The sequence below is a fragment of the Sphingomonas sp. BL-S-30 genome (assembly GCF_055521475.1).
Window position 1 is genome coordinate 3,089,249 of sequence record NZ_CM145481.1, and the last position, 26,966, is coordinate 3,116,214.

The 26,966-nt window shown below is 66.1% G+C and carries 25 protein-coding genes; 12 read left to right on the forward strand and 13 right to left on the reverse strand.

What is annotated here, in order from left to right; translation table 11 throughout:
• Positions 1-6: 6 nt before the first annotated feature.
• Positions 7-1,245, forward strand: coding sequence for a threonine ammonia-lyase (locus ACZ1I5_RS14305; RefSeq protein ID WP_465169911.1), 1,239 nt, complete (start codon positions 7-9; stop codon positions 1,243-1,245).
• 227 nt (positions 1,246-1,472) lie between these two features.
• Positions 1,473-2,267 (forward strand): arginyltransferase, encoded by a 795-nt coding sequence (locus ACZ1I5_RS14310; protein ID WP_465169912.1) that lies wholly within the window; start codon positions 1,473-1,475, stop codon positions 2,265-2,267.
• Between the two features lie 196 nt (positions 2,268-2,463).
• On the opposite strand, the gene ACZ1I5_RS14315 is transcribed toward ACZ1I5_RS14310, so the two are convergent.
• The 4 genes from ACZ1I5_RS14315 to ACZ1I5_RS14330 form a co-directional block, all read right to left on the reverse strand.
• Positions 2,464-3,282: a transglutaminase family protein gene (locus ACZ1I5_RS14315; RefSeq protein ID WP_465169913.1), complete on the reverse strand. Its 819-nt coding sequence runs from the start codon at positions 3,280-3,282 to the stop codon at positions 2,464-2,466.
• The gene (locus tag ACZ1I5_RS14320) at positions 3,282-4,217 is read right to left on the reverse strand and encodes an alpha-E domain-containing protein (protein ID WP_465169914.1); all 936 of its coding nucleotides are present in this window, start codon (positions 4,215-4,217) and stop codon (positions 3,282-3,284) included. Before ACZ1I5_RS14320 ends, ACZ1I5_RS14315 begins: the two co-directional genes overlap by 1 nt.
• Before the next feature lie 109 nt (positions 4,218-4,326).
• On the reverse strand, positions 4,327-5,817 hold the full coding sequence (locus ACZ1I5_RS14325; protein WP_465169915.1) for a circularly permuted type 2 ATP-grasp protein: 1,491 nt from the start codon (positions 5,815-5,817) through the stop codon (positions 4,327-4,329).
• Between the two features lie 126 nt (positions 5,818-5,943).
• Positions 5,944-7,995, reverse strand: a complete 2,052-nt coding sequence (locus tag ACZ1I5_RS14330; protein WP_465169916.1) for a protein-disulfide reductase DsbD family protein — start codon at positions 7,993-7,995, stop codon at positions 5,944-5,946.
• A gap of 122 nt (positions 7,996-8,117) precedes the next feature.
• Between ACZ1I5_RS14330 and ACZ1I5_RS14335 the strand changes: the two genes are divergently transcribed.
• Positions 8,118-9,737 carry an alkaline phosphatase family protein gene (locus ACZ1I5_RS14335; protein ID WP_465173975.1) on the forward strand — a complete coding sequence of 540 codons (1,620 nt, stop codon included), beginning with the start codon at positions 8,118-8,120 and terminating at the stop codon, positions 9,735-9,737.
• Between the two features lie 24 nt (positions 9,738-9,761).
• Positions 9,762-10,799 carry a phytanoyl-CoA dioxygenase family protein gene (locus ACZ1I5_RS14340; RefSeq protein ID WP_465169917.1) on the forward strand — a complete coding sequence of 346 codons (1,038 nt, stop codon included), beginning with the start codon at positions 9,762-9,764 and terminating at the stop codon, positions 10,797-10,799.
• 642 nt (positions 10,800-11,441) lie between these two features.
• On the opposite strand, the gene ACZ1I5_RS14345 is transcribed toward ACZ1I5_RS14340, so the two are convergent.
• Positions 11,442-11,774, reverse strand: a complete 333-nt coding sequence (locus tag ACZ1I5_RS14345; protein ID WP_465173976.1) for a DMT family transporter — start codon at positions 11,772-11,774, stop codon at positions 11,442-11,444.
• A 172-nt stretch (positions 11,775-11,946) separates the two neighbouring features.
• Between ACZ1I5_RS14345 and ACZ1I5_RS14350 the strand changes: the two genes are divergently transcribed.
• Both ACZ1I5_RS14350 and ACZ1I5_RS14355 read left to right on the forward strand, forming a co-directional pair.
• On the forward strand, positions 11,947-12,396 hold the full coding sequence (locus tag ACZ1I5_RS14350; RefSeq protein ID WP_465169918.1) for a hypothetical protein: 450 nt from the start codon (positions 11,947-11,949) through the stop codon (positions 12,394-12,396).
• A gap of 2 nt (positions 12,397-12,398) precedes the next feature.
• A complete protein-coding gene (locus ACZ1I5_RS14355) occupies positions 12,399-12,731 on the forward strand; it encodes a transcriptional regulator (protein ID WP_465169919.1) in 333 nt (110 codons plus the stop codon).
• 37 nt (positions 12,732-12,768) lie between these two features.
• Here ACZ1I5_RS14355 and ACZ1I5_RS14360 read toward each other — a convergent pair whose 3' ends face one another.
• The 5 genes from ACZ1I5_RS14360 to ACZ1I5_RS14380 all read right to left on the reverse strand — a co-directional run bounded on the left by ACZ1I5_RS14360 (position 12,769) and on the right by ACZ1I5_RS14380 (position 19,051).
• The gene (locus ACZ1I5_RS14360; RefSeq protein ID WP_465169920.1) at positions 12,769-13,188 is read right to left on the reverse strand and encodes a nuclear transport factor 2 family protein; all 420 of its coding nucleotides are present in this window, start codon (positions 13,186-13,188) and stop codon (positions 12,769-12,771) included.
• 77 nt (positions 13,189-13,265) lie between these two features.
• Positions 13,266-15,866, reverse strand: a complete 2,601-nt coding sequence (gene metH, locus ACZ1I5_RS14365; RefSeq protein WP_465169921.1) for a methionine synthase — start codon at positions 15,864-15,866, stop codon at positions 13,266-13,268.
• A gap of 114 nt (positions 15,867-15,980) precedes the next feature.
• Positions 15,981-17,030, reverse strand: coding sequence for a homocysteine S-methyltransferase family protein (locus ACZ1I5_RS14370; RefSeq protein WP_465169922.1), 1,050 nt, complete (start codon positions 17,028-17,030; stop codon positions 15,981-15,983).
• A gap of 114 nt (positions 17,031-17,144) precedes the next feature.
• Positions 17,145-18,083 carry a methylenetetrahydrofolate reductase gene (gene metF / locus ACZ1I5_RS14375; protein ID WP_465169923.1) on the reverse strand — a complete coding sequence of 313 codons (939 nt, stop codon included), beginning with the start codon at positions 18,081-18,083 and terminating at the stop codon, positions 17,145-17,147.
• On the reverse strand, positions 18,080-19,051 hold the full coding sequence (locus ACZ1I5_RS14380) for an ArsR/SmtB family transcription factor (RefSeq protein WP_465169924.1): 972 nt from the start codon (positions 19,049-19,051) through the stop codon (positions 18,080-18,082). Before ACZ1I5_RS14380 ends, metF begins: the two co-directional genes overlap by 4 nt.
• A 144-nt stretch (positions 19,052-19,195) precedes the next feature.
• On the opposite strand from ACZ1I5_RS14380, the gene ACZ1I5_RS14385 reads away from it, so the two are divergent.
• The 4 genes from ACZ1I5_RS14385 (at position 19,196) to ACZ1I5_RS14400 (ending at position 21,745) form a co-directional block, all read left to right on the forward strand.
• Entirely contained in the window at positions 19,196-19,486 is a 291-nt protein-coding gene (locus tag ACZ1I5_RS14385; protein ID WP_465169925.1) for a hypothetical protein, read from the forward strand.
• Between the two features lie 103 nt (positions 19,487-19,589).
• A complete protein-coding gene (locus ACZ1I5_RS14390) occupies positions 19,590-19,775 on the forward strand; it encodes a hypothetical protein (protein ID WP_465169926.1) in 186 nt (61 codons plus the stop codon).
• Between the two features lie 5 nt (positions 19,776-19,780).
• Entirely contained in the window at positions 19,781-20,731 is a 951-nt protein-coding gene (locus ACZ1I5_RS14395; protein WP_465169927.1) for an aldo/keto reductase, read from the forward strand.
• 30 nt (positions 20,732-20,761) lie between these two features.
• Positions 20,762-21,745 (forward strand): SMP-30/gluconolactonase/LRE family protein, encoded by a 984-nt coding sequence (locus ACZ1I5_RS14400; protein WP_465169928.1) that lies wholly within the window; start codon positions 20,762-20,764, stop codon positions 21,743-21,745.
• A 199-nt stretch (positions 21,746-21,944) separates the two neighbouring features.
• Here the strand turns inward: ACZ1I5_RS14400 and ACZ1I5_RS14405 are convergent, their stop codons facing one another.
• Positions 21,945-22,349, reverse strand: coding sequence for a GFA family protein (locus tag ACZ1I5_RS14405; RefSeq protein WP_465169929.1), 405 nt, complete (start codon positions 22,347-22,349; stop codon positions 21,945-21,947).
• Positions 22,350-22,433: 84 nt separating this feature from the next.
• Here ACZ1I5_RS14405 and ACZ1I5_RS14410 point away from each other — a divergent pair, with 84 nt between their 5' ends.
• Together ACZ1I5_RS14410 and ACZ1I5_RS14415 are read left to right on the forward strand one after the other, a co-directional pair.
• Complete coding sequence (locus tag ACZ1I5_RS14410) at positions 22,434-23,159, forward strand: helix-turn-helix transcriptional regulator (RefSeq protein ID WP_465169930.1); 726 nt, start codon at positions 22,434-22,436, stop codon at positions 23,157-23,159.
• 45 nt (positions 23,160-23,204) lie between these two features.
• Positions 23,205-23,645 (forward strand): hypothetical protein, encoded by a 441-nt coding sequence (locus ACZ1I5_RS14415; protein WP_465169931.1) that lies wholly within the window; start codon positions 23,205-23,207, stop codon positions 23,643-23,645.
• Positions 23,646-23,828: 183 nt separating this feature from the next.
• On the opposite strand, the gene ACZ1I5_RS14420 is transcribed toward ACZ1I5_RS14415, so the two are convergent.
• Positions 23,829-25,424: an isocitrate lyase gene (locus ACZ1I5_RS14420; RefSeq protein WP_465169932.1), complete on the reverse strand. Its 1,596-nt coding sequence runs from the start codon at positions 25,422-25,424 to the stop codon at positions 23,829-23,831.
• A 132-nt stretch (positions 25,425-25,556) separates the two neighbouring features.
• Positions 25,557-26,945 (reverse strand): helix-turn-helix domain-containing protein, encoded by a 1,389-nt coding sequence (locus tag ACZ1I5_RS14425; protein WP_465169933.1) that lies wholly within the window; start codon positions 26,943-26,945, stop codon positions 25,557-25,559.
• Positions 26,946-26,966: the final 21 nt, after the last annotated feature.

Consider the following 26,966-nt stretch of genomic DNA (forward strand, 5'->3'; position numbering starts at 1 on the left):
CCGCCTATGGCTACCGAACCTTTGCCCGCCGCCGAAACGCTTCCCGTCACCCTCGCCGATGTCAAGGCAGCGCATGCGCGGATCGCCGCCTCGATCGTGCGCACCCCGACCTTCATCAGCCAGACCCTGTCGAAGCTGACCGGCGCGACGGTCTATCTGAAGTTCGAGAACCTGCAGTTTACCGCAGCCTATAAGGAGCGCGGGGCGCTCAACACGCTGCTCCAGCTTCCCCCGGAGACGAAAGGCGTGATCGCTGCCTCGGCCGGCAACCATGCGCAGGGCCTGGCCTATCACGCCAATCGCCTGGGCATCCCGGCCACGATCGTGATGCCGACGACGACGCCGACGGTGAAGGTGACCCAGACCGAGGGGCATGGCGCGACCGTCGTGCTGTTCGGCACCACCTATGACGCTGCCTATGCCCATGCGCGCGAACTGGAAGCGGAGCGCGGCCTGACCTTCGTCCATCCGTTCGACGATGTCCGCGTGATCGCCGGCCAGGGAACGGTCGCACTCGAGATGCTCGAGGACGCGCCGGCGATCGACACCTTCATCATCCCGATCGGCGGCGGCGGCCTGATCTCCGGCACGGCGACGGTGGCGCGGGCGGCGGACCATCCGGTCGACGTGATCGGCGTGCAGGCCGAGCTGTTCCCGTCGATGTACAACCGGATCAACGGCACCGACCTGCCCTGCGCCGGCGATACCCTGGCCGAGGGCATCGCGGTGAAGGAACCGGGCGGCATCACCGCGCGCATCGTCGAGGCGCTGGTCGACGATATCGTGCTGGTGAGCGAGCGCAGCCTGGAGGAGTCGGTCAGCCTGTTGCTGCAGATCGAGAAGACGGTGGTCGAGGGCGCCGGCGCCGCGGGCCTCGCCGCGCTGCTGCAGCATCCCGAGCGCTTCCGCGGCAAGACCGTCGGCGTCATCCTGTGCGGCGGCAATATCGACACGCGGCTGCTCGCCAATGTGCTGCTGCGCGACCTTGCCCGGTCGGGCCGGCTCGCGCGGTTGCGTATCCGGTTGCAGGACCAGCCCGGCGCGCTGTTCAACGTCGCGCGCATCTTCGATGCCGAGCGCGTCAACATCATCGAGATCTACCATCAGCGCGTCTTCACGACGCTGCCGGCCAAGGGCCTCATCACCGATATCGAATGCGAGACGCGCGACAAGGCCCATCTCGACCGGTTGATGGCAGCACTGCGCGAGGCCGGGTACGAGGTCAGTCCGGTCGAACTCGCCTGACGAAATGAATCATGGCTGCGGTGAAACGATTCCCGCGACTCTATTCGCGAGTCGCGGGATGCGTTATGATGCCCGTCAAGTCCGCCTCACGGCGTGAATCTGCAAGACTCAGCCTTAGTGCCGCGTTAACTCTCTTTCATGGTAAAGCCGCTTTTCATCACCTCTCAAGCGATTCATAACAGGGGCCAGCCAGGCATCGGGCCGGGGTGGAAAAGGGGTTACAGGCGGTGACCGCGCCATTTCGTTTTCCGCGCTTCTTCGTGACGAGCCCGTCGCCCTGCCCCTATCTTCCGGGACGGCAGGAACGAAAGGTCTTCACCGAACTGAATGGCCCGCATGCGGGCGACCTCAACGACGCGCTTGGCCGGATCGGTTTTCGCCGCAGCCAGTCAGTGGCGTACCGGCCGAGCTGCGCGGGCTGCACCGCCTGCGTCTCGGTCCGCGTGGTCGCGTCGGAATTCGTGCCCAACGCGACGCAGCGCAAGCAGATCCGGCGCAACAGCGACATGGAAGTGACCGCCTGCCGCCCCTGGGCGACCGACGAGCAATATCAGCTGCTGCGCCGCTATCTCGCCTCGCGCCATCCCGGTGGCGGCATGGCGGATATGGACGAAGGCGATTATGCTGACATGGTCGAGCATTCGCCGGTCAACAGCTACATCATCGAATATCGCGAACCGTCGCGGAACGGCATGCGCGGGCGACTGATCGGGGCGTGCCTGACCGACCAGCAGGCGGACGGGCTGTCGATGATCTACAGCTTCTTCGATGCGGATCATCCGCTGCGTGCCGGCCTGGGCAACATGATCATCATGGACCATATCCTGCGGGCGCGCAGCATCGGCCTGCCCTATGTCTATCTCGGTTATTGGGTGAAAGGGTCCGAGCGGATGGCGTACAAGACGCGCTATCGCCCGATCGAAGTGCTCGGCCCGACCGGCTGGACGCTCCTGACCGACGAGGACGCGACCTATGCGCCGCCGGCGCAGAAGAACGTGCTGATGGCGAACGAGCTGGCTTAGAGTAGCTTGCATTACATCAGAGCCACCACCCGTTCGTCCTGAGTAGCCATCGAGTAGCCGCGCAGCGGCGTATCGAGAGGGCGTATCGAAGGACAGGTTCCGCGCGACAACCTGTCCTTCGATACGGGCTCTCGATACGCCTTCGGCACCTCGATCCCTACTCAGGACGAACGGATCAGGTTTAACGCTCGCTGCTCTAATCCTGGGCGCTGCCCCGGCCGACGTGCAGATCCACATCGAGCTCCTCATGACCCTCGCCCAGACGCGATCCCGCGACCGGCGCGGCGCCCGCCGAATCGAGCGCCACCGCGACCCGCGCATGGGCCTCGTCCGCCGACATGCCGGTGCAGGGGTCGAACGCGACCCAGCCCAGGCCGGCGACCCACGCCTCCGCCCAGCCATGCGGCGCGGGCGGCGTGTCGCCGATGAAGCAGACCGAACTATAGCCTGAAACATAACGCGCCGGCACGCCCAGCCCGCGCGCCGCGGCGGCGAACATCTGCGCGAAATCGCGTGGCGTCGCCGTTTCCAGCGCGAACGCCTCGGCCGCGCTACGCCCCGAGACGGGCCGCCCGCGATCGAGCGCGAAACGGTTGTGGAAGGCCAGGTTGAGCGCGTGGAGTCGTTCGATGAGGTCGCCCTTGCCGCCCGCCGCTTCCGCCGCGAAGTCGGTCAGCGCCGGGCTGGGCTCGGTCAGCGGGGTCGCGCGGAGAAACAGCGGCGGGGGCAGCGGTTCATGCGCCCCGTGGACGATGCCGTTCGACCTGTTGGTCAGCACCTCGCCCGACACGGCGATCTCGATATGCTCGATCGGACCCTCGACATAAAGCATCGTCACCCGGTTGCCGAAGCCGTCGCGGCCCGGGCGCATCCGCGCATCACAATCGACGTGCAACTGCCAGCCGGCGACGGTCTGGTCATGCGTGTCCTCCGGGGTGAGGCGGAGCATCTGGGTGAGGCGCCCCTGCGGCACCGAGAAACGATAGATCGTGCGGTGATCCACCGTTATCCGCATCAGCTGAACTTGAACTGCCGGCCGATCGCCTCGTGGAGGAGATCATTCTCGGCGTTGAAGGCCTGGAGATACTGGTGCAGCCCGCTGGCGATGACTTCGCCGGACCGGGTCTTGGCGAGGCGTTGCTGGCGCATGCGAGCCATGCGGTCGGCCTCGCCGTGCAGGCCGGTGCGCTTGGCGAGCAGGTTGAGGATCTCCAGCGTCTCCTCGGCCGAGGCGGCGAGGCTGCGCGGCAGCTCGGCGCGCGAAATCAGCAGGTCGATCACGTTCGCCGGGCGCAGCCCCTCCGAATAGAGCCAGCGATAGGCCGTGACGGCCGAGACGGTCTGCAGGATGGTGGTCCATTGGTCGCGATCGACCACGCCGCCGATCTGCTCGCCCTCAGGCAGCAGCAGGTGATATTTCACGTCGAGCAGGCGCGCGGTGTTGTCGGCGCGCTCGACGGCCTGGCCGAGCCGGATGAACCAGGTGGTCTGGTTGCGCAGCATGCGATGGATCGCGCCTTCGAAACCGCGCGCCTCGGTCTTCACCGCATCGACCAGGCCGAGCGTGGCGGTGGCACCGCCGGGACTGGAGCGGCTGTGGAAGATCAGCCAGGCGCGGTTGATCGCGGTCCAGGCCTCGCGGGTCAGCGCGGTGCGCACGGCGCGGGCATTGTTGCGCGCCATGTCGAGGCAGCGGACGATCGAGCCGGGGTGGCTACCGTCGAGCGTCAGGAAGCGCGCGACATGCTGCTGCGACATGGTCTCGCCGGTCGCCTTGAAGGTATCATCCGTCTCGGTGACGGCGAGCGCGCTGGCCCAGGCGGCTTCGCCGGCAGGGCGCGAGGAGAGCACGTCGAGACGGACGGTCGCCTCGACGAGGCGCGCGATGAAATCGGCCCGCTCGATATAGCGGCCGAGCCAGTAGAGCGAGGAGGCCGTGCGGGAGAGCATCAGGCGCTGACTCCCCCCCACCGTTCGTTTCGAGCGAAGTCGAGAAGCAGCGAGGAATCGCCAAGATCGGTTTCTCGACTTCGCTCGAAACGAACGGAAGAGGTCCGCATCATGCGACGGTCCCCTGGGCCTGGCTCATGCCGCCCTGACCCTGGCTCTGCGTATTCCCGCCGTCCATCAGCACGAAGCTGTCCTTGGTGCCGCCGCCCTGCGACGAGTTCACCACCAGCGAGCCTTCCTTGAGCGCCACCCGGGTCAGGCCGCCGGGCACCACCTGGATGCCCTTGGAGCCGGTCAGCACGAACGGACGGAAATCGACATGGCGCGGGGCGAGGCCGGCGTCGCTCAAGGTCGGCACGGTGGACAGCGCAAGCGTCGGCTGCGCGATATAACGATGCGGTTCGGCGATCAGCGCCGCACGGAAAGTCTCGATCTCCGCCTTGGTCGCGGTCGGGCCGACCAGCATGCCGTAGCCGCCCGAGCCGTCGACCAGCTTCACCACCACGTCCTTCAGATTATCGAGGACATATTTCAGCGCCTGGGGCTCGCGGCAGCGCCAGGTCTCGACATTGGGCAGCTTGGGCTCGGCGCCCGAATAGAAGCGCACGATCTCCGGCATGTAGCTGTAGATCGCCTTGTCGTCGGCGATGCCGTTGCCGGGCGCGTTGAGCAGCGCGACATTGCCGGCGGCATAGGCCGCGATCAGGCCGGGCACGCCGAGCATCGAATCCGGGCGGAACACCAGGGGATCGAGATAATCGTCGTCGATCCGCCGGTAGATCACGTCAACCTTCACCCGGCCGGCGATGGTGCGCATCCAGACGATATCGTCGTCGACCACCAGATCGGCTGCCTCGACCAGCTCGATGCCCATCGAATCCGCGAGGAAGCTGTGTTCGTAATAAGCGGAGTTGTAATGGCCCGGCGTCAGCACGACGCAGACCGGGTTCTGGCCCGATCCGTGCGGCGCCACCGACTTCATCGTCTCGAGCAGGCGATCGGGATAGGAATCCACCGCCGCCACGCGGAATTCGCGGAACAGCTCGGGGCAGAGGCGCAGCATCGCCTCGCGATTCTCCAGCATGTAGCTGACACCCGAGGGCGTACGGGCATTGTCCTCGAGCACGAAGAATTCGTCGGGGCCGGTGCGCACCAGATCGATGCCGCAGATATGCGCCCAGATGCCGTGCGGCGGCCGCATGCCCGCGATCTCCGGCCGGAATTGCGGGTTGCCGAAGATCAGGTCTTCGGGAAGCACGCCCGCCTGGAGGATCTTCCGATCGCCATAAATGTCGTCGAGGAACGCGTTGATCGCCTCGACGCGCTGCACCAGTCCTTCGGACAGGCGCGACCATTCGTCGGCGAGGAAGATGCGCGGGACGATGTCGAAGGGGATGATGCGTTCCGACGCGTCGCTGTCGCCATAGACAGCGAAGGTGATGCCGAGCTGGCGGAAGGTCTGTTCGGCCGATTGCTGGCGTCGACGGAGTTCCGCGTCCGGTGTTTCGTCGAGCCAGTGTCCGAGCGCGGCGAGTTCGGGTCGCGGCGTGGTCGAGCCGCTCTGCCCCATGATCTCGTCAAACGCGCGTCGTGTCACCATCGAAACGGTAAAGCCCCCATGAACCGCCAAGTTCCATGCTGCGATGTTTTGCTGCGCCGCACAAGGTCCGTTTTCAGGGCCCGTTTTCAGGGCGCGTTTTCAGGGCGCGTTTTCAGGGGGCCGTTTTCAGGTGGCGAGTCCCGCCAGCATGCCGGGCGTGAGAACCTGTGGGAGCACCTGCGGTTCGGCAGCGCCCGGGGCGTAATAGAGATAGAGCGGCACGCCCGCCCGATTATGCGCCTGGATGAAGCGGCCCAGCGCGGGATCGCCGTCAGTCCAGTCGCCGACCATCACCGCGACCTTGTGCGCGGCGAAGGCGGACTGCGCCGTGTCGGTCTCGATCGCGACCTTCTCGTTGACCTTGCAGGTCAGGCACCAGTCAGCGGTGAAATAGGCGAAGACCGGCCTGCCCTCGGCACGGAGCGTGGCGAGCCGGGCCTCGCTGAAAGGCTCGGCCGAACCGGTCGCCTGCACCTGGCCGGCCTGGGGGCGGTGCGCCGTGGCGGCGAGCCAGATGCCGCCGGCGACGATCGCCAGCAGCATCACGACCGCGACGATACCGAAGCCGAGGCCGCGCGCCTGACGCCGGCCGGCCGCCCACAATATGATCGCGGCGCCGAGCGCGACGAGCAGGCCCTGAGTCATGCCGTCGACGCCGGTCTGGCGGCCGAGCACCCAGACCAGCGCGATGGCGGTCAGCCACATCGGGATCGCGAGGAAGCGGCGGAAATTCTCCATCCAGGCGCCGGGCTTTGGCAGCTTCTTGCGAAGCGCCGGCACGAAGCCGAGCGCGAGGAAGGGCAGCGCCAGGCCGAGACCGAGGCCGGCGAATACCGCGAGCGCCGCGGGCCAGGGCAGGACCAGCGCCGCGCCCAGCGCCGCGCCCATGAAGGGCCCCGTGCAGGGCGTGGCGATGAAGGCGGCGAGCGCACCGGTAGCGAAGGCGCCGCTCGCGCCGCCAGCCTGATTGACGAAGCCCGGCGTCGGAATCTCGAACAGGCCGCCGAGATTGAGCGCCAGCGCGACGGTGAGCAACAGCAGCACGATGATCGCGCGCGGATCCTGCAACTGGAACGCCCAGCCGACCGCGCTGCCGCCCGCGCGGAGCGCGAGGATCGCCCCGCCCAGCGCCACGCAGACCGCGACGACGCCGGCGGTATAGGCCAGCGCCTCGTGCCGCGCCGAGCGCTCGTCGAGATGCCCGCGCGCGAGGCTCAGCGCCTTGAGGCTGAGGATCGGGAAGACACAGGGCATGATGTTGAGGATCAGCCCGCCGAGCATTGCGCCGGCAAAGGCGATCAGGGTCGCCAGCAGCACGCCTTCAGGGACGCTCGCCGAGGAGGATGACGTCGCGACGGTGCCGGGGGCTGCCGTCACCATCAACCCCTGCCCCGGCGCGATGCGCAGCACGCCGACCAGCGGGCCGGTGCCGCCGGTGCCGGCCTTGGTCTCGACCACGACGCGGTCGCCGTCGCGCGTCACCTGCTGCGCAGCCGCGTAATCGACCAGGCCCGTGGTGATGGGGAAGAAATAGGCATCCGCCAGCGGCGCGCTGGCCGGATAGGGCACGGCGATGCGGACCTGCGTTCCCTCTTTCTGGAAACTGCCCTTCGCGTCGAGCGGTTTGGGGATGGCGCGGCCCCACGCATCGAAGCGCGCGCGGCTTTCGGCGGTGACGGTGCCGTCACCCACGGTCAGGTCGACCGACAGATCGGCTTCCTCGGGCACGCAGAGCGTCTTGGTGCAGACGAGATATTGCGCGTGGAGCTTGACCGGGAGGCGCGTTCCGGCCGCGAGGCCGGCGGGCACCTTGAGCGTGACCAAAGGCGCATAAGGCGCCTCGAACACATAGTTCATCAGCCCGGCCATCAGCAGCGTGCCCGGCACGGGATAAGCGGGCTCGCCGACGGTGACGTCCTTGGGCAGGGTCCATTTGAGCGTCGCCGGGAAACCCGCATCGCCCGGATTCTGCCAGTAGCCGTGCCAGCCCGGCTCGGGCCGCGAGTCGAGCGCGAGCGTCACGTCCTGCCCGGCGGCCGGGGTCGTCGTCTCCGCGACCAGTCGCATCGCGAGGTGCGGCCCCTTGCCCAGCGCACCGGGCGTCTGGGCGGCTGCCGGCACGGCAAGCGCGGCCAGCCCGGCCATAAACGTCACAATCAGGTAACCCAACGCGCGCATCGGCCATCCTTGTCGGCAGTCACCCGCTCGCCCATAGCGGTGAGCGCGGTGCATTGCACCTGAGCGCGGAGAATCACTACGTGAAAAGACTGGCATCGTTCGCCGCCCTGGCCGCCATCGCGATGGCAATGCCCCTTTCCGCCCAGGATGCCCCGCCGCCCGTTCCGGCCGCCGCGCGGACAACCCCTCCCAAGCTGATCGTCACCATCTCGGTCGACCAGTTCTCCGCGGACCTGTTCGCGGAATATCGCAACCGCTTCACCGGCGGCTTCAGGCGGCTGCTCGACGGCGTGGTCTTCCCGTCGGGATATCAGAGCCATGCCGCGACCGAGACCTGCCCGGGCCATTCGACGATCCTGTCGGGCTTCCGCCCCGAGCATACCGGCATCATCGCCAACAACTGGGCCGACCTGAAGACGCCTCGCGCCGACAAGCAGATCTATTGCGCCGAGGACGAGAGCGTCCCCGGCAGCACCTCGTCCAAATATACCGTGTCGGACAAGCATCTGCTGGTGCCGACGCTCGGCGAACGGATGAAGGCGGCGAACCCGGCGGCGCGCGTCGTCTCGGTCGCCGGCAAGGACCGCGCCGCGGTGATGATGGGCGGGCACAAGGTCGACGAGCTGTGGTGGTGGGACGGCAAGGCATTCGTCTCCTATGCCGGCCGCGCCGTGCCGCCGGTGGTGACGCGGACCAACACGACCGTGGCTGCGCTGCTCGCCCAGGCGCAGGGCCCGCTCGACGAACCCGATTTCTGCGCGCCGCATGACCGCGCCATTCCGGTCGGCGGCGGCAAGACGGTCGGCAGCGGCCGCTTCGAACGCGCCGCGGGCGATACGAACAGATTCCGCGCCTCGCCCGCCTTCGACGCCTCGATCCTCGCGCTCGCCGCGGGCATGCTGCAGGACATGAAGCTCGGCCAGGGCGCCGCGACCGACCTGCTGATCGTGGGTGCCTCGGCGACCGACTATGTCGGCCATGGCTATGGTACCGAAGGTAGCGAGATGTGCATTCAGCTCGCCAATCTCGATCGTTCGCTCGGCTCCTTCTTCGACATACTCGACAGGACCGGCGTCGATTATGCCGTGGTCCTGACCGCTGACCATGGCGGCCACGACCTGCCTGAGCGCAACCGCGAACATGCCGCGCCCGAAGCCGCGCGGATCGACCCCGCCTTCACCCCGGCCGCGATCGGCAAGGACATCATCGCCAGGCTGAAGCTCAAGGTGACCGGCCCGCTGCTCTACGGCGATGCCGGATCGGGCGATATCTGGATCGACCCGAAGCTGACCAGGGCGCAGCGTGCCGCGGTGCTGAAGGAAGCTTTGCTCCGCATCCGCGCCCATCCGCAGGTCTATGCCGCTTTCAGCCGGGACCAGATCGTCGCGACGCCCACGCCGAGCGGCCCGCCCGAGACCTGGACGTTGCTCCAGCGCGCCCGTGCCTCCTATTATGCGCCGCGATCGGGCGACATCGTGGTGGCGATGAAGCCGCGCGTCACGCCGATCGCCGACCCGACCAAGAGCAGCGTCGCCACTCATGGCAGCTTCTGGGATTATGACCGGCGCGTGCCGATCCTGTTCTGGCGCAAGGGCATGACCGGGTTCGAGCAGCCGCTGTCGGTCGAGACGGTCGACATCATGCCGACGCTTGCCGGCCTGATCGGCCTGCCGGTTTCCGCGCCGAAGCCGGACGGGCGCTGCCTCGATCTCGATGCTGGGCCGGGTTCGACCTGTCCCTGACGGTTGCGGGTCATTGACGGAGCGATGGCGCTGTTCGATGTTGGCGCCGACATGACCGCCTCCTCCGCCGCGCTCGCCCCCGTTCCGGATTTGCTATCCCCTATCCGGGGAGTCGAGGAATTCTGGGCGCGGCACAGCCTGCGATCGCACGCCGAGCCGTCCCGGGAGGCCCGGTTGCGACCCCTGCTCGACGTGCTGGGCCTCGGGCTGGAGCAGACGCTGCAATATCTCGGGTCGGAAAGACCGGACTTTGCTGGATTCCAGGCCTGGGTCGAAGCAACCGCCGGCATACCCGATCCACTTAAGGTCGCGCGCTATCATGCGTGGCTGGACGGTGCTCCGCCGCCCGAGGAAATCGCGCAACACCTGCGGGCGATCGACGCCGCGCCGCCGGTTCTCGATGCCCGGGATCTGGCGCAGTGGGACCGGGACGGTTTCGTCATCCTGCGCCAGGCGATCACCAGGGAGCAGGCCAGGGGGGCCGAGGCGCTGCTCTGGCGGCAGGTCAACGCCACGCCCGACGATCGCGACAGCTGGTACAAGCGCCGGCCCAACGGCATCATGGTCCAGCATTTCCAGGATCCGGCGATGGACGCGGCCCGGCAATCGCCGCGCGTGCACAAGGCATTCGCCCAGCTCTGGGGCACGGCCGATCTCTGGGCGCTCACTGACCGGTTGAGCTTCAACCCGCCCGAGCGGCACGACTATAGTTTTCCGGGACCGCATCTGCATTTCGATGTGAGCCTCGCGCTGCCCATCCCGTTCGCGACGCAGGGCATCCTGTACCTGACCGATACGACCGCCGACCAGGGCGCCCTTCAGGTCGTGCCGGGCTTTCATCACGGCATCGAGGCCTGGCTCGACAGTGTTGGCGACGGCGATCCGCGCGCCGTCGATCTGAGCGCGGGCGCCGTGCCGATCGCGGCGGGCGCGGGAGACCTGATCATCTGGCGACAGGATCTGCCGCACGGCGCGAGCCCGAACCGCACCGACCGGCCGCGCATGGCGCAATATCTGACCATGTATCCGGCGGACCTGACGGCCAACCCGGTGTGGCGCTGACGACGCCACCGGCGCGTCGGGCCCGGCCGGGTAGCGGAAAATTCCCTGTTCCTCGGATTAACAGGGAAAATAACAGGGAATTTTTTATTTCGCGTCAGCGAGAAGCATCATTGTTTAATATATTCAATGCCTTGCTGGATTCCACTGTCCGATAACAGGGAAAATCCCTGCCCGAACTGGGAAATCGCGGTGTTTGATCAGGATCCGACGGTGATGCGCATGCCGGATCATGCTGCGGCAAATGGAGTCGATTTTGAATCGACCGGCGCTCGACTTCTGACTCGTGCGGCCTTCCATTGGATTCACGCGAAGACGCGAAGACGCGAAGGAGGTATTCCAGCGGTTTGCCGCCGGCTCCCGAGCAACATGCAACCTTCGGGGTCCTATTCTCCAAATTCTCTTTGCGTCTTCGCGCCTTCGCGTGGACTCATTGATCGAACTGGAAGGTAAAACTCGAACGCGATCGGCACTATTGTTCTGAATCAGAAGTTCGTTTGATACATTTTTGACTTCCGACATGCTGAACTCGTTTCAGCATCCAACGCTCCATAAGCGGCGGCATTGGTTGTTCCATATTGGATGCTGAAACAAGTTCAGCATGACGGCAGGTTTTGTCATGGAACGAACTGCCTGTTCGCGGGGCTAGTGTGTCGCCGCCGTTCGGGAGAAGACATTCATCACGACGACGCCGGCGATGATCAGCGCCATGCCCGCGATAGCGGCCATATCGAGCTTCTGCCCCTGGAAGATCCAGGCGATCGCCGCGATCAGGACGATGCCGACGCCCGACCAGATCGCGTAGGCGATGCCGGTCGGTATGGTCTTCAAGGTCAGCGACAGGAAATAAAAGGCGATCGCATAGCCGATCACGGTGACGAGCGACGGCACCGGCCGGGTGAACCCCTCGGACAGCTTCATGAAGGAAGTGGCGCAGACCTCCGAGGCGATCGCGATGGCGAGGAAGAGATAGGGCATGAGTGGGGTGTACAGGGTCGAGCGTCGGGAGGCCATGACAGGCTTGCCATCCGCCCTCCGGTGTCGGGCCGTCGCGACGACGACCGCCCGTCACTTTCCAATATGGAAAATTATCACTTGACGATTTGGAAAGTGACGGGCATCACTTTCCATATTGGAAAGGGAGATTCGTATGTCCACTTCGTCAACCGATGCAGCCGAGGCGCTGGCCGCGATGCGCGCCTCACAGGCTCGCCTGGCCGTTGCGGCCGATTGCCCGCCCGCGCGTCATCTCGCCTTTGGCGCCGTCATGGGGTGCCTGGCTGCCACCCCTGCCCTGCCGACAGTCTACGCGCTAATGGCGGAAGCGGCGCTGCTGGTCTGCATTGCGCTGATCGTGCGCTGGGATCGCCGGCGGACAGGCATGTTCATCAATGGCTACCGGGCGGGAAAGACGCGGCCGATTACCTTCACGATGCTGGGCGTGTTCCTGGTTCTCTATCTCGCGAGCTTCTGGCTGGCCCGTGATCGCGGCATATACTGGGCGCCGATCCCGATCGGGGTGCTGACCGCCGGCCTGGCCTATTATGCCAGCACCCTGTGGCAACGTGCCTTCCGCCGCGAGCTGGGCCTGGCCGCGTGAGCGTGCCTCGGCTGGCCTTCGATCCGGTCATCCACCCGCCGGCGCGGCTGCAGATCATGGCGGTGCTGGCGGCGGTGCAGGATGCCGAGTTCGCGATGCTGCGCGAGACCGCCGATGTCAGCGATTCGGTGCTATCCAAGCACCTCTCCGCCTTGTCCGAGGCCGGCTATGTCCGGCTGCGCAAGGCGGCGATGGACGGGCGGCAGCGGACCTGGGCATCGCTGACCCGGCCCGGACGTACGGCATTTCGCGGGCATGTCGCGGCGTTGCAGGCACTGGCGGGCGTGGCGGACAACGAGGATCGGGTAGGCGAAGCGCTGCCCCTGCCGACATAGCGCGTGGGGGCCCCGTTCCGATCTTCGGCGGAAGGGGTCAGGCCAAGGTCTCGGATCGTGCTGCCAGCATGTCGGCGATCAGCGCGGTGTCGGCGAACTCGACGATCGAGGTGACCTTGCCGTCATCGCCCAAAGTCCAGATGTCGCAAAGCTCGGTCTCGACGCACGGGCCACCCGCGCACGATGTCTCCACAGCCCATCGGATCATCACGGCGTCACCATCGATCATCACCTGGAGCCGGTCCATGCGGTGGAACCGGAACAGGTCGATCAGTTCGTCGACGGTTTCCAGGGCATCCGCCGGGCCGACGGGGAAACCCGCAATCAGCCGGCCTTGCCCGACTATCCGAAACGCCGCGCCGGGTGCGAAAAAGGCGCGCAGCGCTTCCTTGTCGCCGGATTGGCGCGCCGCATAAGCGCGATCGACGGTGCCAAGGATTGTTTCGCGATCCAGCATGTGCCTGTCCCCTCGATCCCATTATCGTACCGATGGGCGATCGCGAAAAGGTGGAGTCAGGGCCAGTATGGACCTAATTAGTCCAGGTTGGGCCGCAGCCAGCGCTCCGCCGTCGGCAGATCTATCCCGCGCCGTTCGGCATATTCCTCCAGCTGGTCGCGACCGACGCGGGCCACGCCGAAATATTCGGCCTCGGGATGACCAAAATAGAAGCCCGAGACCGCCGCGGTCGGCAGCATCGCGAAGCTTTCGGTCAGCGAAATGCCGGTCGCGTGGTGCGCGTCGAGCAGCTTGAACAGAGTCGGCTTCAGGCTGTGGTCGGGGCAGGCGGGATAGCCCGGTGCCGGGCGAATGCCGCGATACTGCTCCCTGATCAGCGCTTCGTTGGTGAGCTGCTCGTCCGGCGCATAGCCCCACAGCGTGGTGCGGACATGGCGGTGCAGCGCCTCGGCCAATGCCTCGGCGAAGCGGTCGGCCAGCGCCTTCAGCAGAATGTCCGAATAATCGTCGATCGCTGCCTTGAAGCGGGCAAGGTGCGGCTCGATGCCGTGGATGCTGACCGCGAAGCCGCCGATCCAGTCGCCGTCATGGCTGATGAAATCGGCCAGGCACATATTCGCCCTGCCCTCGCGCTTGGCGATCTGCTGGCGCAGGAAGGGCAATGTCACATGGCTCTCGTCATCGAGATGGATGATGACGTCGTCGCCCTCGCGGCGGCACGGCCAAAGCCCCGCGACGCCGCGCGCGACCAGCCATTTCTCGGCGATGATCCTGTCGAGCATCGCATTTGCGTCGGCGAACAGGCTGCGCGCGCTCTCGCCGACGACCTTGTCGTCCAGGATCGCCGGGTAATTGCCGGCCAGTTCCCAGGCGCGGAAGAAGGGCGTCCAGTCGATGATCTCGCGCAGCTCGGCCAGGTCCCAGTCGCGGAAGATATGCACGCCCGGCTGTTTCGGCGTCGGCGGCTTGAGGTTCATGTCCGCCTCGAACGCATTGTCGCGGGCGACCTGCAGCGGGACCAGCTCGCTCTGGCTGCGGCCGGCGCGGGCGACGCGCACTGCCTCATATTCGTCGGCGGTCTTGAGGACGAAGGCGTCCTTCTGCGTGTCGCTGACCAGGGTCGAGGCGACGCCGACCGCGCGGCTGGCATCGAGCACGTGCACGACCGGGCCGTCATAGGCCGGCGCGATGCGCAAAGCGGTATGAACCTTCGAGGTGGTGGCGCCACCGATCAGCAGCGGCATCTTCATGCCGGCGCGCTTCATCTCCTCGGCCACGGTGACCATCTCGTCGAGCGACGGGGTGATCAGGCCGGACAGGCCGATCATGTCGGCGTCATTCTCATTGGCGGCGGCGAGAATGGCGGACCAGGGCACCATGACGCCCATGTCGACCACGTCGAAGCCATTGCACTGAAGCACGACGCCGACGATGTTCTTGCCGATATCATGCACGTCGCCCTTGACGGTCGCCATGATGATCTTGCCCTTGCCGCGCGCGCCGGGCTCCTTCGCCGCCTCGATGAAGGGCAGCAGATGGGCGACCGCCTTCTTCATCACGCGCGCCGATTTCACCACCTGGGGCAGGAACATCTTGCCCGAGCCGAACAGGTCGCCGACGACGTTCATGCCGTCCATCAGCGGGCCTTCGATCACTTCGATCGGGCGGGCGTAGAGCAGCCGCGCTTCCTCGGTATCGGCGACGACGTCCGCGTCGATGCCCTTGACCAGCGCATGCTCGAGCCGCTTGGCGACGGGCCAGCCGCGCCATTCCGCCATCTGCTTCTCGGCGACTTCGTCCGTGCCCTTGTAGCGTTCGGCCAGGGCGATCAGCCGCTCGGTCGCGCCATCGTCCTTGTTGAGGACGACATCCTCACAGGCCTGGCGCAGCTCGGGATCGATCGTGTCGTACACGTCGAGCTGGCCGGCATTGACGATCGCCATGTCGAGCCCGGCGGGGATTGCATAATAGAGAAACACCGAGTGCATCGCGCGGCGCACCGGCTCATTGCCGCGGAACGAGAAGCTGAGGTTCGAAAGGCCACCCGAGATGTGGCAATGCGGCAGCCGCGCCTTGATCTCCCGGCACGCCTCGATGAAGTCGTTGCCGTAATTATTATGTTCCTCGATCCCGGTCGCGACCGCGAAGATGTTGGGATCGAAGATGATGTCCTCGGGCGGAAAGCCGATGCCCATCAGCAGGTTATAGGCGCGCTCGCAGATCTCGACCTTACGCGCCTTCGTATCCGCCTGACCAACCTCGTCAAAGGCCATGACGACGACGGCGGCGCCGTACTGCATCACCTTCTTGGCCTGAGACAGGAACTGAGCCTCGCCCTCTTTCATGCTGATCGAGTTGACGATCGGCTTGCCCGAGACGCATTTCAGCCCGGCCTCGATCACCGACCATTTCGAGCTGTCGATCATGAAGGGGATGCGCGCGATATCGGGCTCGGCGGCGATCAGCTTGAGGAAAGTGGTCATCGCCACTTCGGCATCGAGCAGGCCCTCGTCCATGTTGACGTCGAGCACCTGCGCGCCCGATTCGACCTGCTGCAGCGCGACCTCGACCGCGGCGGGATAGTCGCCCGCCATGATCAGTTTCTTGAAGCGCGCCGATCCGGTGACGTTGGTGCGCTCGCCGATATTGACGAACTGGGCAGTGGAGGGAGTGGTCATTCTCGACTTTCCCCCCTCCCGCTTGCGGGAGGGGTCGGGGGAGGGCTTGTAAGTTACGGTCGGCGCGGAAGAGGACAGGCCCTCCCCCAGCCCCTCCCGCAAGCGGGAGGGGGGTTAAGCTGCCATCGTCATCGGCTCCAGCCCGGCGAGCCGCGTCTTTACCGGCGGCACGACCGGCGTGCGCGGATCGAGTTCGGCCACTGCCTTGGCGATCGCGGCAATATGCGCCGGGGTCGACCCGCAACAGCCGCCCAGGATGTTGACCTGGCCGGCCGCGGCCCATTCGCGCACCAGCCCTGCGGTGGTGACCGGCTGCTCGTCATATTCGCCGAGCTCGTTGGGCAGGCCGGCGTTCGGATAGACCATGATCAGCGTGTCGGCGATGTCGCTCAGGGTGCGGACATGCGGGCGAAGCTGTTCCGCCCCGAACGAACAGTTGAGCCCGATGGTGATCGGTTTGGCATGGCGCACCGCGTGCCAGAATGCCTCGACCGTGTGGCCGGAAAGGTTGCGGCCCGACAGGTCGGTCAAGGTCATCGACAGCATGATCGGCACGTCGCGGCCGAGATCGTCGGCCGCCTCCAGCGCCGCCATGACGCCGGCCTTGGCATTGAGCGTATCGAACACCGTCTCGATCAGGATGAAGTCCACCCCGCCTTCGAGCAGCGCATCGATCTGTTCGCGGTACACCGACTTCAGGTAATCGAAGTCGATCTCGCGGAAACCCGGATCGTTGACGTCCGGCGACAGCGACAAGGTCTTGTTCGTCGGCCCGATCGCACCGGCGACGAAGCGCGGACGGCCATCCTTCGCCTCATATTCGTCCGCCAGCCGCCGGGCGATCTGCGCCGAGGCGATGTTGATCTCCTTGACCAGGCTCTCCGCGGCATAGTCTGCCTGGCTGATCACATTGGCGCTGAAGGTGTTGGTCGAGACGATGTCCGATCCCGCATCGAGATATTCGCGGGTGATCGTCTCCGGCACCTCGGGCTTGGTCAGCGCGAGGATGTCGTTATTGCCCTTCTGATCCTTGACCAGGCCAAGCGCGCCGGCATAATCCGCCTCGTTCAGCTTCCAGTTCTGGATCTCGGTGCCAAAGGCGCCGTCAGTGATCAGGATGCGCTTGGCGGCTTCGGCCAGCAGTCTTTCGCGTGCAGTCGTCATCGTCTCTTCCTTCGTCACCCCGGACTTGTTCCGGGGTCCACCGTCCCGCACACTCACCGATCGCAGATGCTGCGGAACGGTGGATGCCGGAACAAGTCCGGCATGACGGGTAGTTTATGCCGCCTCTACCTTGACCCCATCCGTCGCGCGCAGGCCGAGCATGTGGCAGATCGCGAAGCTCAGCTCGGCGCGGTTGAGCGTGTAGAAATGGAAGCTGCGCACGTCGCCGGCATAAAGGCGACGGCACATTTCCGCCGCGATCGTCGCCGCGACGAGCTGGCGTGCCGCGGGATGATCGTCGAGCCCCTCGAACAGCCTGCCCATCCAGTCGGGAATCTCCGCGCCGCACATCGCCGCGAACTTGCGGGTTTGCGCGACGTTGGAGACGGGCAGGATGCCGGGCACGATCTCCGCCGTGATGCCCGCCGCCGCGACGCGATCGCGAAAGCGGAAAAAAGCCTCGGGCGAAAAGAAGAACTGGGTGATCGCCCGGTTCGCGCCGGCATCCAGCTTGCGCTTGAGATTGTCGATGTCAGCCTTGGCGTCAGGCGAATCCGGGTGACATTCGGGATAGGCAGCGACCGAGATCTCGAACGGATGGAGCTTCTTCAGGCCGGCGACGAGCGCCGCCGCATTCTCATACCCGTCGGGATGCGCCACGAACTTCGCGCCGGCGACGGGGGGATCGCCGCGCAGCGCGACGATGTGCCGCACGCCCGCCGCCCAATATTCCTCCGCGACCTGGTCGATCTCGGCCTTGCTCGCCTCGACACAGGTGAGGTGCGCGGCGGCGGCCAGCGATGTCTCGCGCTGGATTCGCGCGACCGTGGCGTGGGTGCGCTCGCGGGTCGATCCGCCGGCGCCATAGGTGACCGAGACGAAACGCGGGCCTAGCGGCTCCAGCGTCTTCACGGCCTCCCACAGGCTCTCTTCCATCCTGGGCGTCTTGGGCGGAAAGAATTCGAACGACACCTGCGCGTCGCCCGCCAGATCAGCGAACAGCGGCGAGGCCTGGGCGCGACGCGCTTCGCTTTGCGGATTCCGGGTCGTCATGCTGCCTTAACCTCTCGTACCGGTATTTGTGTTTGCGCGGTCGCCTTGCGCGCCAGCCAGAGCTTCACCGTCAGTTCGCCGCCCTCGAGCGTCTCGGTGCGGGCCGGAACCAGCCCGGCGGCCTCGAACCAGGCGGCGATCTGATCGTCGGAAAAGCCGAGCCGGGTATGCGCGTCGCGCGTGCGGAGTTCCTCGCGGTCGTGCGGCGCGAAATCGGCGATCAGCAACCGTCCGCCGTCGGACAGGACACGCGCCGCCTCGGCGATCGCGGCGCCGGGCTGCTGTGCGAAATGGAGGACGTGGTGGAGAATCGCCGCATCCGCCTCACCGTCGCCGAGCGGCAGCGCGTAGAGATCGGCCTGGCGCAACTCGGTATTGGCAAATCCGCGTTCGGACAGCTTGGCCCGCGCAAGGCGCAGCATTTCCGAACTGCGATCGATGCCGAGCGCCTGCTTCGCCCGCCCGGCGAACAATTCCAGCATTCGACCCGTGCCGGTGCCGATATCGATGAGCTGGCCGATCGGCGTATCGCCGAGCACGGCGGACATGGCTGCCTCGACCTCGCTCTCGGCGATGTGGAGCGAACGGATCGCGTCCCATTGACCGGCATTGGCCTCGAACCAGCCCGCCGCCGAGGAAGCGCGGTCGGCCCGCACCGCCGCCAGCCGCGCGGCATCCGCCACCGCCCAGTGATCGGGCTCGAGCTTGCCCCATTGGTCGAGCGAGGCGAGCACCGGATCGACCTTGGACGCCGAACCGAGCGCCACGAACACCCAGCTGCCTTCCTTGCGCCGCTCGGCAAGGCCGGCGTCGCACAGGATCTTCACATGGCGGCTGACGCGCGGCTGGCTTTGCCCGAGCACCTGCGCCAGCTCGCCGACCGACAGCTCCATCGACCGCAGCAGCGCAAGGATACGCAGGCGGGTGCCGTCTGCGAGCGCGCGGAAAATGTCGAGGGCGAGGGTCATGGTCGAATTAGATATAAAGATATCTTTATATGAGGTCAACGACCCAAGCCAGGGAACTGAAGCCGATTGCGCGCGTCCAGCCCGTTCGATAGCGTCGCCGTGATGCGTCGACGCCGATATGCATCCCACAAGAGGAGCCGACAGATGACGAAAACCCTGATCCTGCCGCTTGCAATGACCGCCGCGCTGGGCCTCGCCGCCTGCAGCCCCAAGGCGCAGAACGAAACCGCCCAGGCCGCCGACACGATCGCCGCCGACGCGAATGCGACGATGAGCGAGGCCGCCGCCGACACGAGCGCGGCGACCGATCGAGCGCTGGGCGCCGCCGAGGCCTCGATCGACAATAGCGGCGCGGCGATCGGCAACGCGACGGATTCGGCGCTCGACAGGACCGGCAATGCGATGAAGGCAGCCGGCAACGTGATCGAGGACTGATCTCCCCGCGGCCGCGGCGACTGTTTCGACATAGTGCGCGGACAAGTTTGATATTGCCTCGCCGGGCCGTCCTCCGACAAGCTCGGCAAGAACGGAGACACGGATGGCCTGGTTCAGGTCCGGCATGCTGGCCGGCGCATTGCTGCTCGCCTCCTGCAGCGGCGGCAACGATACCCCCGGCACCACGACGCCGGCCGAGGCACGGGCGCTGAACGACGCCGCCGCAATGCTCGACGCCAACAGCGTCGATATGAACGCCGTTTCGGCGAACGAGATCGAAAGGGAATAGCCGCCATGACGACCCTACGCCGCCTGGGCGCGACCGACCTGCACATCGCCCCGCTGGTACTCGGCGGGAACGTCTTCGGCTGGACCGCGGACAAGGCCGCCAGCTTCGCCATCCTCGATGCGTTCGTCGCCGCAGGCGGCACGATGATCGACACGGCGGATGTCTATTCGGCCTGGGCGCCCGGCCATCAGGGCGGCGAATCCGAGAGCGTGATCGGCGAATGGCTGCGCAGCGGCGGCAAGCGCGACAAGGTGCTGATCGCGACCAAGGTCGGCATGCTGCCCGGCGAGGGTGGCGAGAAGCTGGCGCCCGCGCGCATCGCCGCCGCGGCCGAGGCATCGCTCAAACGGCTGGGCATCGAGCAGATCGATCTCTATTTCGCGCATCAGGACGACGACGCGGTCGCGCAGGAAGATGCGCTCGCTGCCTTCGCCAAGCTGATCGACGCGGGCAAGATTCGCGCGCTGGGCGCATCCAATTTCCATGCCGGGCGGCTGAAATCGGCGAACGACGCAGCCAAAGCGCACGGCCTGCCACATTATCAGGTGCTGCAGCCCGAATATAATCTGGTGAGCCGTCACAAGTTCGAGGGCGAGTTGCAGGATTATTGCGTCGTCCACGATATTGGCGTGGTGCCCTATTACGGGCTCGCCTCGGGCTTCCTGACGGGCAAGTACCGTTCGGCCGATGACCTGGGCAAGAGCGTGCGCGGGGGTCGGATGACTGACCTGCTCGAAGGCAAGGGCCAGGCCGTGCTGGCCGCGATGGACGCTGTCGCCGCCGAGACCGGCGCGACGCTCGCGCAGATCGCGCTGGCCTGGCTGGCGGCGCAGCCCGGCGTCACCGCGCCGATCGCGAGCGCGACCAGCGTCGCGCAAATGGACGAGCTTGCCGGGTCGATGGACCTGAGCCTGACCGAGGAGCAACTCGATCGGCTGACCAACGCCGGCGCCTGACTTCACATAGCCTAGGGGGAGGACGAGGATATGAAGACTGTGTTCGCAGCCGCACTCGCGAGCCTGTTGCTCGGCGGGACATCGGCCCTGGCGCAACAGGCCGCCGCTCCAGCCGCACCGCAGCCCTTTGTCGCCGGCTCGCCGCTCGGCGTGACGGCCGAGGGCAAGTTCAATCCCATGTCGTCCAACGTGAAGGTCTATGGCGCGATCGTCAGCGCGGAGAGCTGCAGCTACGACCCGGCGCGCAACCTGATCATGGCGGTCAATCGCGGCGGCACGCAGAAAGAGGCGCCGAACGACGGCTTCGTCTCGCTGATCAACCATGACGGATCGGTCCACACCGCGCGCTGGATCGGCGCGACGCGCAACGGGCTGGTGCTCAACCAGCCGTTCGGCAGTGTCGTGCATGACGGCAAGCTCTATCTGGCCGACAGCGACGGCGACACGGCGGACGGGGCGAAGCGCGTCTCCGTCATCCGCATGTTCGACCTGAAGACCGGCGCGCCGGCGGGGGAGATCGCCAGCCCGGATGTCGCCTGGCTCAACGATATCGCGGTCGCGAAGGACGGCACCATCTACGGGTCGCAGACCGGCAGCGCCGATGCGCAGACGCCGTGGCGGATCTACAGGATCACGCCCGACGGCAAGACCTCCATCTTCATCGAGGGCGCGCCATTGTCGCGCCCGAACGGCGTCGCGATCGACAAGGACAGCAATATCGTCGTGGTGAACATCGGCGACGATTCAGTGCTGACCTTCTCGCCCGCCGCGACGCTGATCAGGACCGAGAAGGCGGCGCAGCCGGGTAATGACGGGCTGGTCATCATGCCCGACGGCACCAAATATGTGAGCAGCGTGGTGAATGGCGGCGTCTCGCGCATCCGCCCGGGCCAGCCGGCGCAACTGATCGCGACGGGCATCCCGAGCGCGGCGTCGATGTGCCTCGATACGGGGGCCAATCAGCTCGTCATTCCGATGAATGCCAATAATTCACTGGCATTCGTCAAGCTGTGACGGCCGGCGGAGCCGGCTCAGCCTTGATGGACTTGCCCGCAAAACAGCCTGATGCCTCTCCCGCAAACCCGTCATGCTAAACTTGCTTCAGCATCCATGCGCGGCCACCTGAACCAGAGCGTCGCTCACGGAACCGCTGGTCGCGCATGGACCCTGACACAAGTTCAGGGTGACGGCGGGAAAGGACGCGTCGTTTCCCCTACAAATAGGACGTAACCGCCGGCTTTTCCCACCAGAGATTGTCGCGGCCATTGGCATAGTTGACCGGGGCGTCGGCGAGTTCCTGCGGCGTCGCATCGTCGAGACAGTTGATGGCAATGCTCACGAAATCGCCGCCGATCGCCTCGACATGGCCGTCGCCGAACGGCGCGCAGCCGCAGGTCCTGCAGAAGCGGTGATGGCCGGACAGCGTACCGAACTGATAGTCGGACAGCGCGTCCCTGCCCTGCAGCAGGCGGAAGGCATCGGGTTTGATGTTGATGCCCCAGGCGCGGCGCTTGGTGCAGATCGAGCAATTGCAGCGGCCGGTGCCGGCCTCGAGATCGAGATCGGCTTCGAACGCGACCGCGCCGCAGTGGCAGCTGCCATGATAGGTCTTGAGCATGATGGTCTCCCTTGGTTGCGGGAGTCGACATACTGCCACCCTGCTGCCAGCATGGTGGCAGCAGCCTGGCACTAGGACCCCATCATGCGCCGTGCCGACCGCCTGTTCGAGATCGTCCAGATCCTGCGCCGCGAGCGCCGGCCGATCACCGCCGATGCGATCGCGATCGAACTCGAGACGTCGAAACGGTCAGTTTATCGGGATATCGCCGCGCTGATGGCGCAGCGCGTGCCGATCCGGGGCGAGGCCGGGATCGGCTATGTCCTGGAAAGCGGCTTCGACCTGCCGCCACTGATGCTCAATCCGGAAGAAGTCGAGGCGGCGGTGCTCGGCGCGCAATGGGTGGCCGGGCATGGCGATGCGGCGCTGGCCAATGCCGCACGCAACCTGATCGCCAAGATCGCCGCGGTGGTGCCCGCCGAGATGCGCGCGCTGGTGGACGATCCCGCCGCGCGGACTCCGCCGGCGTGGAAGATGCCCGAGGACGCGGTCGACGCCACGATGCTGCGCCGGGCGATCCGCGCGGGGCGCAAGATCGCCCTCGCCTACCGCGCGCAGGACGGGGCGCCGACCGAGCGCATCGTCTGGCCCGCGCTGATCGGCTATCACGACAGCGCGCGGGCGCTGATCGCGTGGTGCGAACTGCGCGAGGATTTCCGCAGTTTCCGGCTCGACCGAATCGTCGCCGCGGACGTGCTCGACGCACGCTATCCGCTGCGGCCCGGACAGTTGCGCGGTCGCTGGCTCGCGCAGCTTCAGGCGAAAATCATCGTGGAGAGTTCCGCAAGCGGGGCGCGCGACCATCAGTGAATCTACGCACTTGCCCCAGGCTTGCCGCCTGCTAGGGCGATTCTCATGAAAGCCAAGACCCAGCAATCCCTGCGCCGCTATCATCTCTATATCGGGATGTTCCTGGCGCCGGCGGTCATCTTCTTCTCGCTCAGCGGCGCGTTGCAGACCTTCCGACTGCAGGAGGAAAAGGGATGGGGCGGCACGCCGCCGACCTGGATCGTCTGGCTGGCCAGCGTCCACAAGGACGACCGCCTGCCTCAGGCGAAAGCGGAGGGCGCCGATGAGCATGCCAAGCCAGCAGCGAAGCCTGCCCCCAAGGCGCCGCAAAAGCCCAAGCCATCCGCGCTGCCATTCAAGATCTTCGCGGTGCTGATGTCGATCGGGCTGATCCTGTCGGCGGTGCTGGGCATCGTCATCGCGCTGAACAACCGCGCGACGCGGCGGGTGTCGACAATCATGCTGGTAGCGGGCGTGATCGTGCCGATCCTGTTGCTGAAGATCTAGGCGTCGCTTTTTACCGTCGTCACCCTGAACTCGTTTCAGGGTCCATGCGCGGGCAGCGGCCTGAGGAGCGCCGCTCTTAGCTCAAAGCGACCGCGCATGGATGCTGAAACAAGTTCAGCATGACGGTCGAAGGAAAGCGGCCCGGGACTTCGTCCGAGCCGCCTTCGCTACTACCCGTCCGCTTTACGCCGCGAACTGGTTCATCGTGTTGTGCGCGCCGCCGGCCTTCAGCGCGGCCTCTCCCGCGAAATATTCCTTGTGGTCGTCGCCGATGTCGGAGCCCGACATGTTCTGGTGCTTCACGCAGGCGATGCCCTGGCGGATCTCCTGGCGCTGCACGCCGAGGACATAGCCGAGCATGCCGGCCTCGCCGAAATACTCCTTTGCGAGATTGTCGGTCGAGAGCGCGGCGGTGTGATAGGTCGGCAGGGTGATCAGGTGGTGGAAGATGCCCGCCCGGCGCGCGCTGTCCGCCTGGAAGGTGCGGATGCGCTCATCGGCCTCGTCGCCCAGATCGGTGCCGTCATAATCGACGCTCATCAGGCGTGCCCGGTCATAGGCCGAGACGTCCCTGCCCTCCGCGGCCCAGGCGTCGAACACCTGCTGGCGGAAGTTCAAGGTCCAGTTGAACGAGGGCGAGTTGTTGTAGACCAGCTTCGCGTTCGGGATGACCTCGCGGATGCGGTCGACCATGCCGGCGATCTGCTCGATATGCGGTTTCTCGGTCTCGATCCACAACAGGTCGGCGCCGTTCTGCAGCGAGGTGATGCTGTCGAGCACGCAGCGATCCTCGCCCGAGCCGGCGCGGAACTGGTAGAGGTTCGACGCCAGCCGCTTCGGCCGCATCAGCTTGCCGTCACGATTGATCACGACATCGCCGCTGCGCGCGTTCTCGGGCGTGATCTCCTCGCAATCTAGGAAGGCGTTATACTGGTCGCCCAGGTCACCGGGTTCCTTGCTGAAGGCGATCTGCTTGGTGAGGCCCGCGCCCAGCGAATCCGTGCGGGTGACGATGATGCCGTCCTCCACGCCCAGCTCCAGAAAGGCGTAGCGGCAGGCGCGGACCTTGGCGAGGAAGTCCTCGTGCGGCACGGTGACCTTGCCGTCCTGATGGCCGCACTGCTTCTCGTCGGAGACCTGATTCTCGATCTGCAGCGCACACGCGCCCGCCTCGATCATCTTGCGCGCGAGCAGATAGGTCGCTTCGGCATTGCCGAAACCGGCATCGATATCGGCGATGATCGGCACGACGTGAGTCTGGTGGTTCTCGACCGCAGCGAGCAGCTGCTTTTCCTTGAGCTGGTCGCCGGCCTCGCGCGCGGCATCGATCTCGCGGAACATCATGCCGAGTTCGCGGGCATCGGCCTGACGGAGGAAAGTGTAGAGTTCCTCGATCAGCGCCGGGACCGATGTCTTCTCGTGCATCGACTGATCGGGCAGCGGCCCGAATTCGGAGCGCAGCGCCGCGATCATCCAGCCGGAGAGGTAGAGATAGCGCCGCTCGGTCGAGCCGAAATGCTTCTTGATGGCAATCATCTTCTGCTGGCCGATAAAGCCGTGCCAGCAGCCCAGCGACTGCGTGTAATTGGCCGGATCCGCGTCATAGGCGGCCATGTCCTTGCGCATGATCGCGGCGGTGTAGCGCGCAATGTCGAGCCCGGTGCGGAAGCGGTTCTGGAGACGCATGCGCGCCACCGACTCGGCATCGATCCCGTCCCAGGTGCCGTTCTTGCCGCCGATGAGCTGGCCGATCTGTGCGATGTCGCTTTGGTAGGTCACGGTACGTCCCTCGGTTGTGATACGAGGACAAGTACACAAATTGACAATAATCAAACCCCGGACAGAAGGCAGAACCGCGTTAAGCTGTCACACTTTGCCCGATTTGTGAGTAAATTTGTAAATTGCCGACTCTTAATCGCCGCCGAAGGTAAAGGGCGACACGCCTCGCTCGCGCTCGTTGATCAGCAACGCGCGCCCGATGGGCGGTGCCGATCGCTGGGGGCAACGCTCGCGCAGGCAGGCGCGACAGCCAAGGCCGATCGGGGTCGCTTCGCCTTTCAGGTCGATGCCCCGCGCCACCGCCAGGCCGCCGGCGAATTCGGCCGCGACACCCAGTCCGATGGCGAACTCGGCCGGCACCGCGCCATAACGACGCCCCTGCGGCGCGACCGTCCTCGCGATGGTAAGCCAGCGTGCCCCGCCCTCGAGCTCGACCAGTTGCACGGCAAGGCTGCCGGGGCGGTCGAAAGCGTGATGCAGGCGCCATAGCGGGCAGCGCCCCTCGGCTTCGGCCAGGGGCGACCCGCTCGCACCAGAGAAGCGCTTCGATGCCTGGCCCGCGCGGTCGATCCGCACCATGAAGAAGGGCAATCCCCGCGCACCGACGCGCTGCAACGTCGACAACCGGTGCGCGACCTGCTCGAATCCTGCGCCGAAACGACGCTGAAGCAGTTCCAGATCATAGCCCGTCGACTCGCAGGCCCGCAGGAAGCGCGCATAGGGCATCATGACCGCAGCGGCGAAATAGCTGCCTAGATGGCGGCGATAGAGCCGCTCCGCTGCCCGGTCAGTGAACACCGCGCCTTTCGCGAGGGCATCGATTTCCCCGCGCGCCTCGATCTGGGCGAGCTGGAAGGCGGCGGCGAAGGTACGCGATGCGGGGTCGAGCATCTCGCTCAACTGCAATTGCCGGGCATGAAGATCGAGCCGGCGCAACAGATCCGGCATGACGTCGACGGGAAGGATGCGAATGGTGAGCTGGTGCTTGACCCGCAACCGTTCGGCAATGGCGCCATAAAGGTCGCCGGCGCCGAGACGCAGCTCATCCGCCAGCTTCTCGGCCGCCGCGTCCAGATCGGCGAAATGTCCGCGCCAGCGCTCGATCTCGCGCCGTACTTCAGCGATCGGATCGCTGACGCTCGCCTCGCCCGCCACGGCGCCCGATCCGATCCGGTCATAGGCGCGGGCAAAAGCTTCCGCCCCGCCGGGCGCGCCGGCCAGCCATTCCTCCACCTCGTTCCGATCGATCTCCAGATCAGCGAACATCGGATCGGCCAGACGCCGCCGGATACCCGACTCGCCGCCGCCCGGCTCCCCAGCCGCCAAGGCGCGCGGATCGAAATCGAAGCTCTCGGCCAGCTTGACGAGGAGCGACGCGGACAAAGGCCGCTGGTTGCGTTCGACCAGATTGAGATAGCTGGGCGATATCGTCAGTACGTCGGACATCGCGGCCTGGGTCAGGCCCGCCTGGCGTCGCAACCGCCGCACGGCGTGCCCGGCAAAGAGTTTTCTGTCCGCCATATGCACGTCCCTTCGTCTGCC

Excerpts from the sequence above, each read along its gene's own strand:
- ACZ1I5_RS14305 (WP_465169911.1), top strand. The coding sequence starts at position 7 with ATGGCTACCGAACCTTTGCCCGCCGCCGAAACGCTTCCCGTCACCCTC.
- ACZ1I5_RS14315 (WP_465169913.1), bottom strand. The coding sequence starts at position 3,282 with ATGCGGATAACGGTGGATCACCGCACGATCTATCGTTTCTCGGTGCCG.
- ACZ1I5_RS14320 (WP_465169914.1), bottom strand. The coding sequence starts at position 4,217 with ATGCTCTCCCGCACGGCCTCCTCGCTCTACTGGCTCGGCCGCTATATC.
- ACZ1I5_RS14325 (WP_465169915.1), bottom strand. The coding sequence starts at position 5,817 with ATGGTGACACGACGCGCGTTTGACGAGATCATGGGGCAGAGCGGCTCG.
- ACZ1I5_RS14330 (WP_465169916.1), bottom strand. The coding sequence starts at position 7,995 with ATGCGCGCGTTGGGTTACCTGATTGTGACGTTTATGGCCGGGCTGGCC.
- ACZ1I5_RS14335 (WP_465173975.1), top strand. The coding sequence starts at position 8,118 with ATGGCAATGCCCCTTTCCGCCCAGGATGCCCCGCCGCCCGTTCCGGCC.
- ACZ1I5_RS14340 (WP_465169917.1), top strand. The coding sequence starts at position 9,762 with ATGGCGCTGTTCGATGTTGGCGCCGACATGACCGCCTCCTCCGCCGCG.
- ACZ1I5_RS14345 (WP_465173976.1), bottom strand. The coding sequence starts at position 11,774 with ATGCCCTATCTCTTCCTCGCCATCGCGATCGCCTCGGAGGTCTGCGCC.
- ACZ1I5_RS14350 (WP_465169918.1), top strand. The coding sequence starts at position 11,947 with ATGTCCACTTCGTCAACCGATGCAGCCGAGGCGCTGGCCGCGATGCGC.
- ACZ1I5_RS14360 (WP_465169920.1), bottom strand. The coding sequence starts at position 13,188 with ATGCTGGATCGCGAAACAATCCTTGGCACCGTCGATCGCGCTTATGCG.
- metH (WP_465169921.1), bottom strand. The coding sequence starts at position 15,866 with ATGACCACTCCCTCCACTGCCCAGTTCGTCAATATCGGCGAGCGCACC.
- ACZ1I5_RS14370 (WP_465169922.1), bottom strand. The coding sequence starts at position 17,030 with ATGACGACTGCACGCGAAAGACTGCTGGCCGAAGCCGCCAAGCGCATC.
- metF (WP_465169923.1), bottom strand. The coding sequence starts at position 18,083 with ATGACGACCCGGAATCCGCAAAGCGAAGCGCGTCGCGCCCAGGCCTCG.
- ACZ1I5_RS14380 (WP_465169924.1), bottom strand. The coding sequence starts at position 19,051 with ATGACCCTCGCCCTCGACATTTTCCGCGCGCTCGCAGACGGCACCCGC.
- ACZ1I5_RS14385 (WP_465169925.1), top strand. The coding sequence starts at position 19,196 with ATGACGAAAACCCTGATCCTGCCGCTTGCAATGACCGCCGCGCTGGGC.
- ACZ1I5_RS14390 (WP_465169926.1), top strand. The coding sequence starts at position 19,590 with ATGGCCTGGTTCAGGTCCGGCATGCTGGCCGGCGCATTGCTGCTCGCC.
- ACZ1I5_RS14395 (WP_465169927.1), top strand. The coding sequence starts at position 19,781 with ATGACGACCCTACGCCGCCTGGGCGCGACCGACCTGCACATCGCCCCG.
- ACZ1I5_RS14400 (WP_465169928.1), top strand. The coding sequence starts at position 20,762 with ATGAAGACTGTGTTCGCAGCCGCACTCGCGAGCCTGTTGCTCGGCGGG.
- ACZ1I5_RS14405 (WP_465169929.1), bottom strand. The coding sequence starts at position 22,349 with ATGCTCAAGACCTATCATGGCAGCTGCCACTGCGGCGCGGTCGCGTTC.
- ACZ1I5_RS14410 (WP_465169930.1), top strand. The coding sequence starts at position 22,434 with ATGCGCCGTGCCGACCGCCTGTTCGAGATCGTCCAGATCCTGCGCCGC.
- ACZ1I5_RS14415 (WP_465169931.1), top strand. The coding sequence starts at position 23,205 with ATGAAAGCCAAGACCCAGCAATCCCTGCGCCGCTATCATCTCTATATC.
- ACZ1I5_RS14425 (WP_465169933.1), bottom strand. The coding sequence starts at position 26,945 with ATGGCGGACAGAAAACTCTTTGCCGGGCACGCCGTGCGGCGGTTGCGA.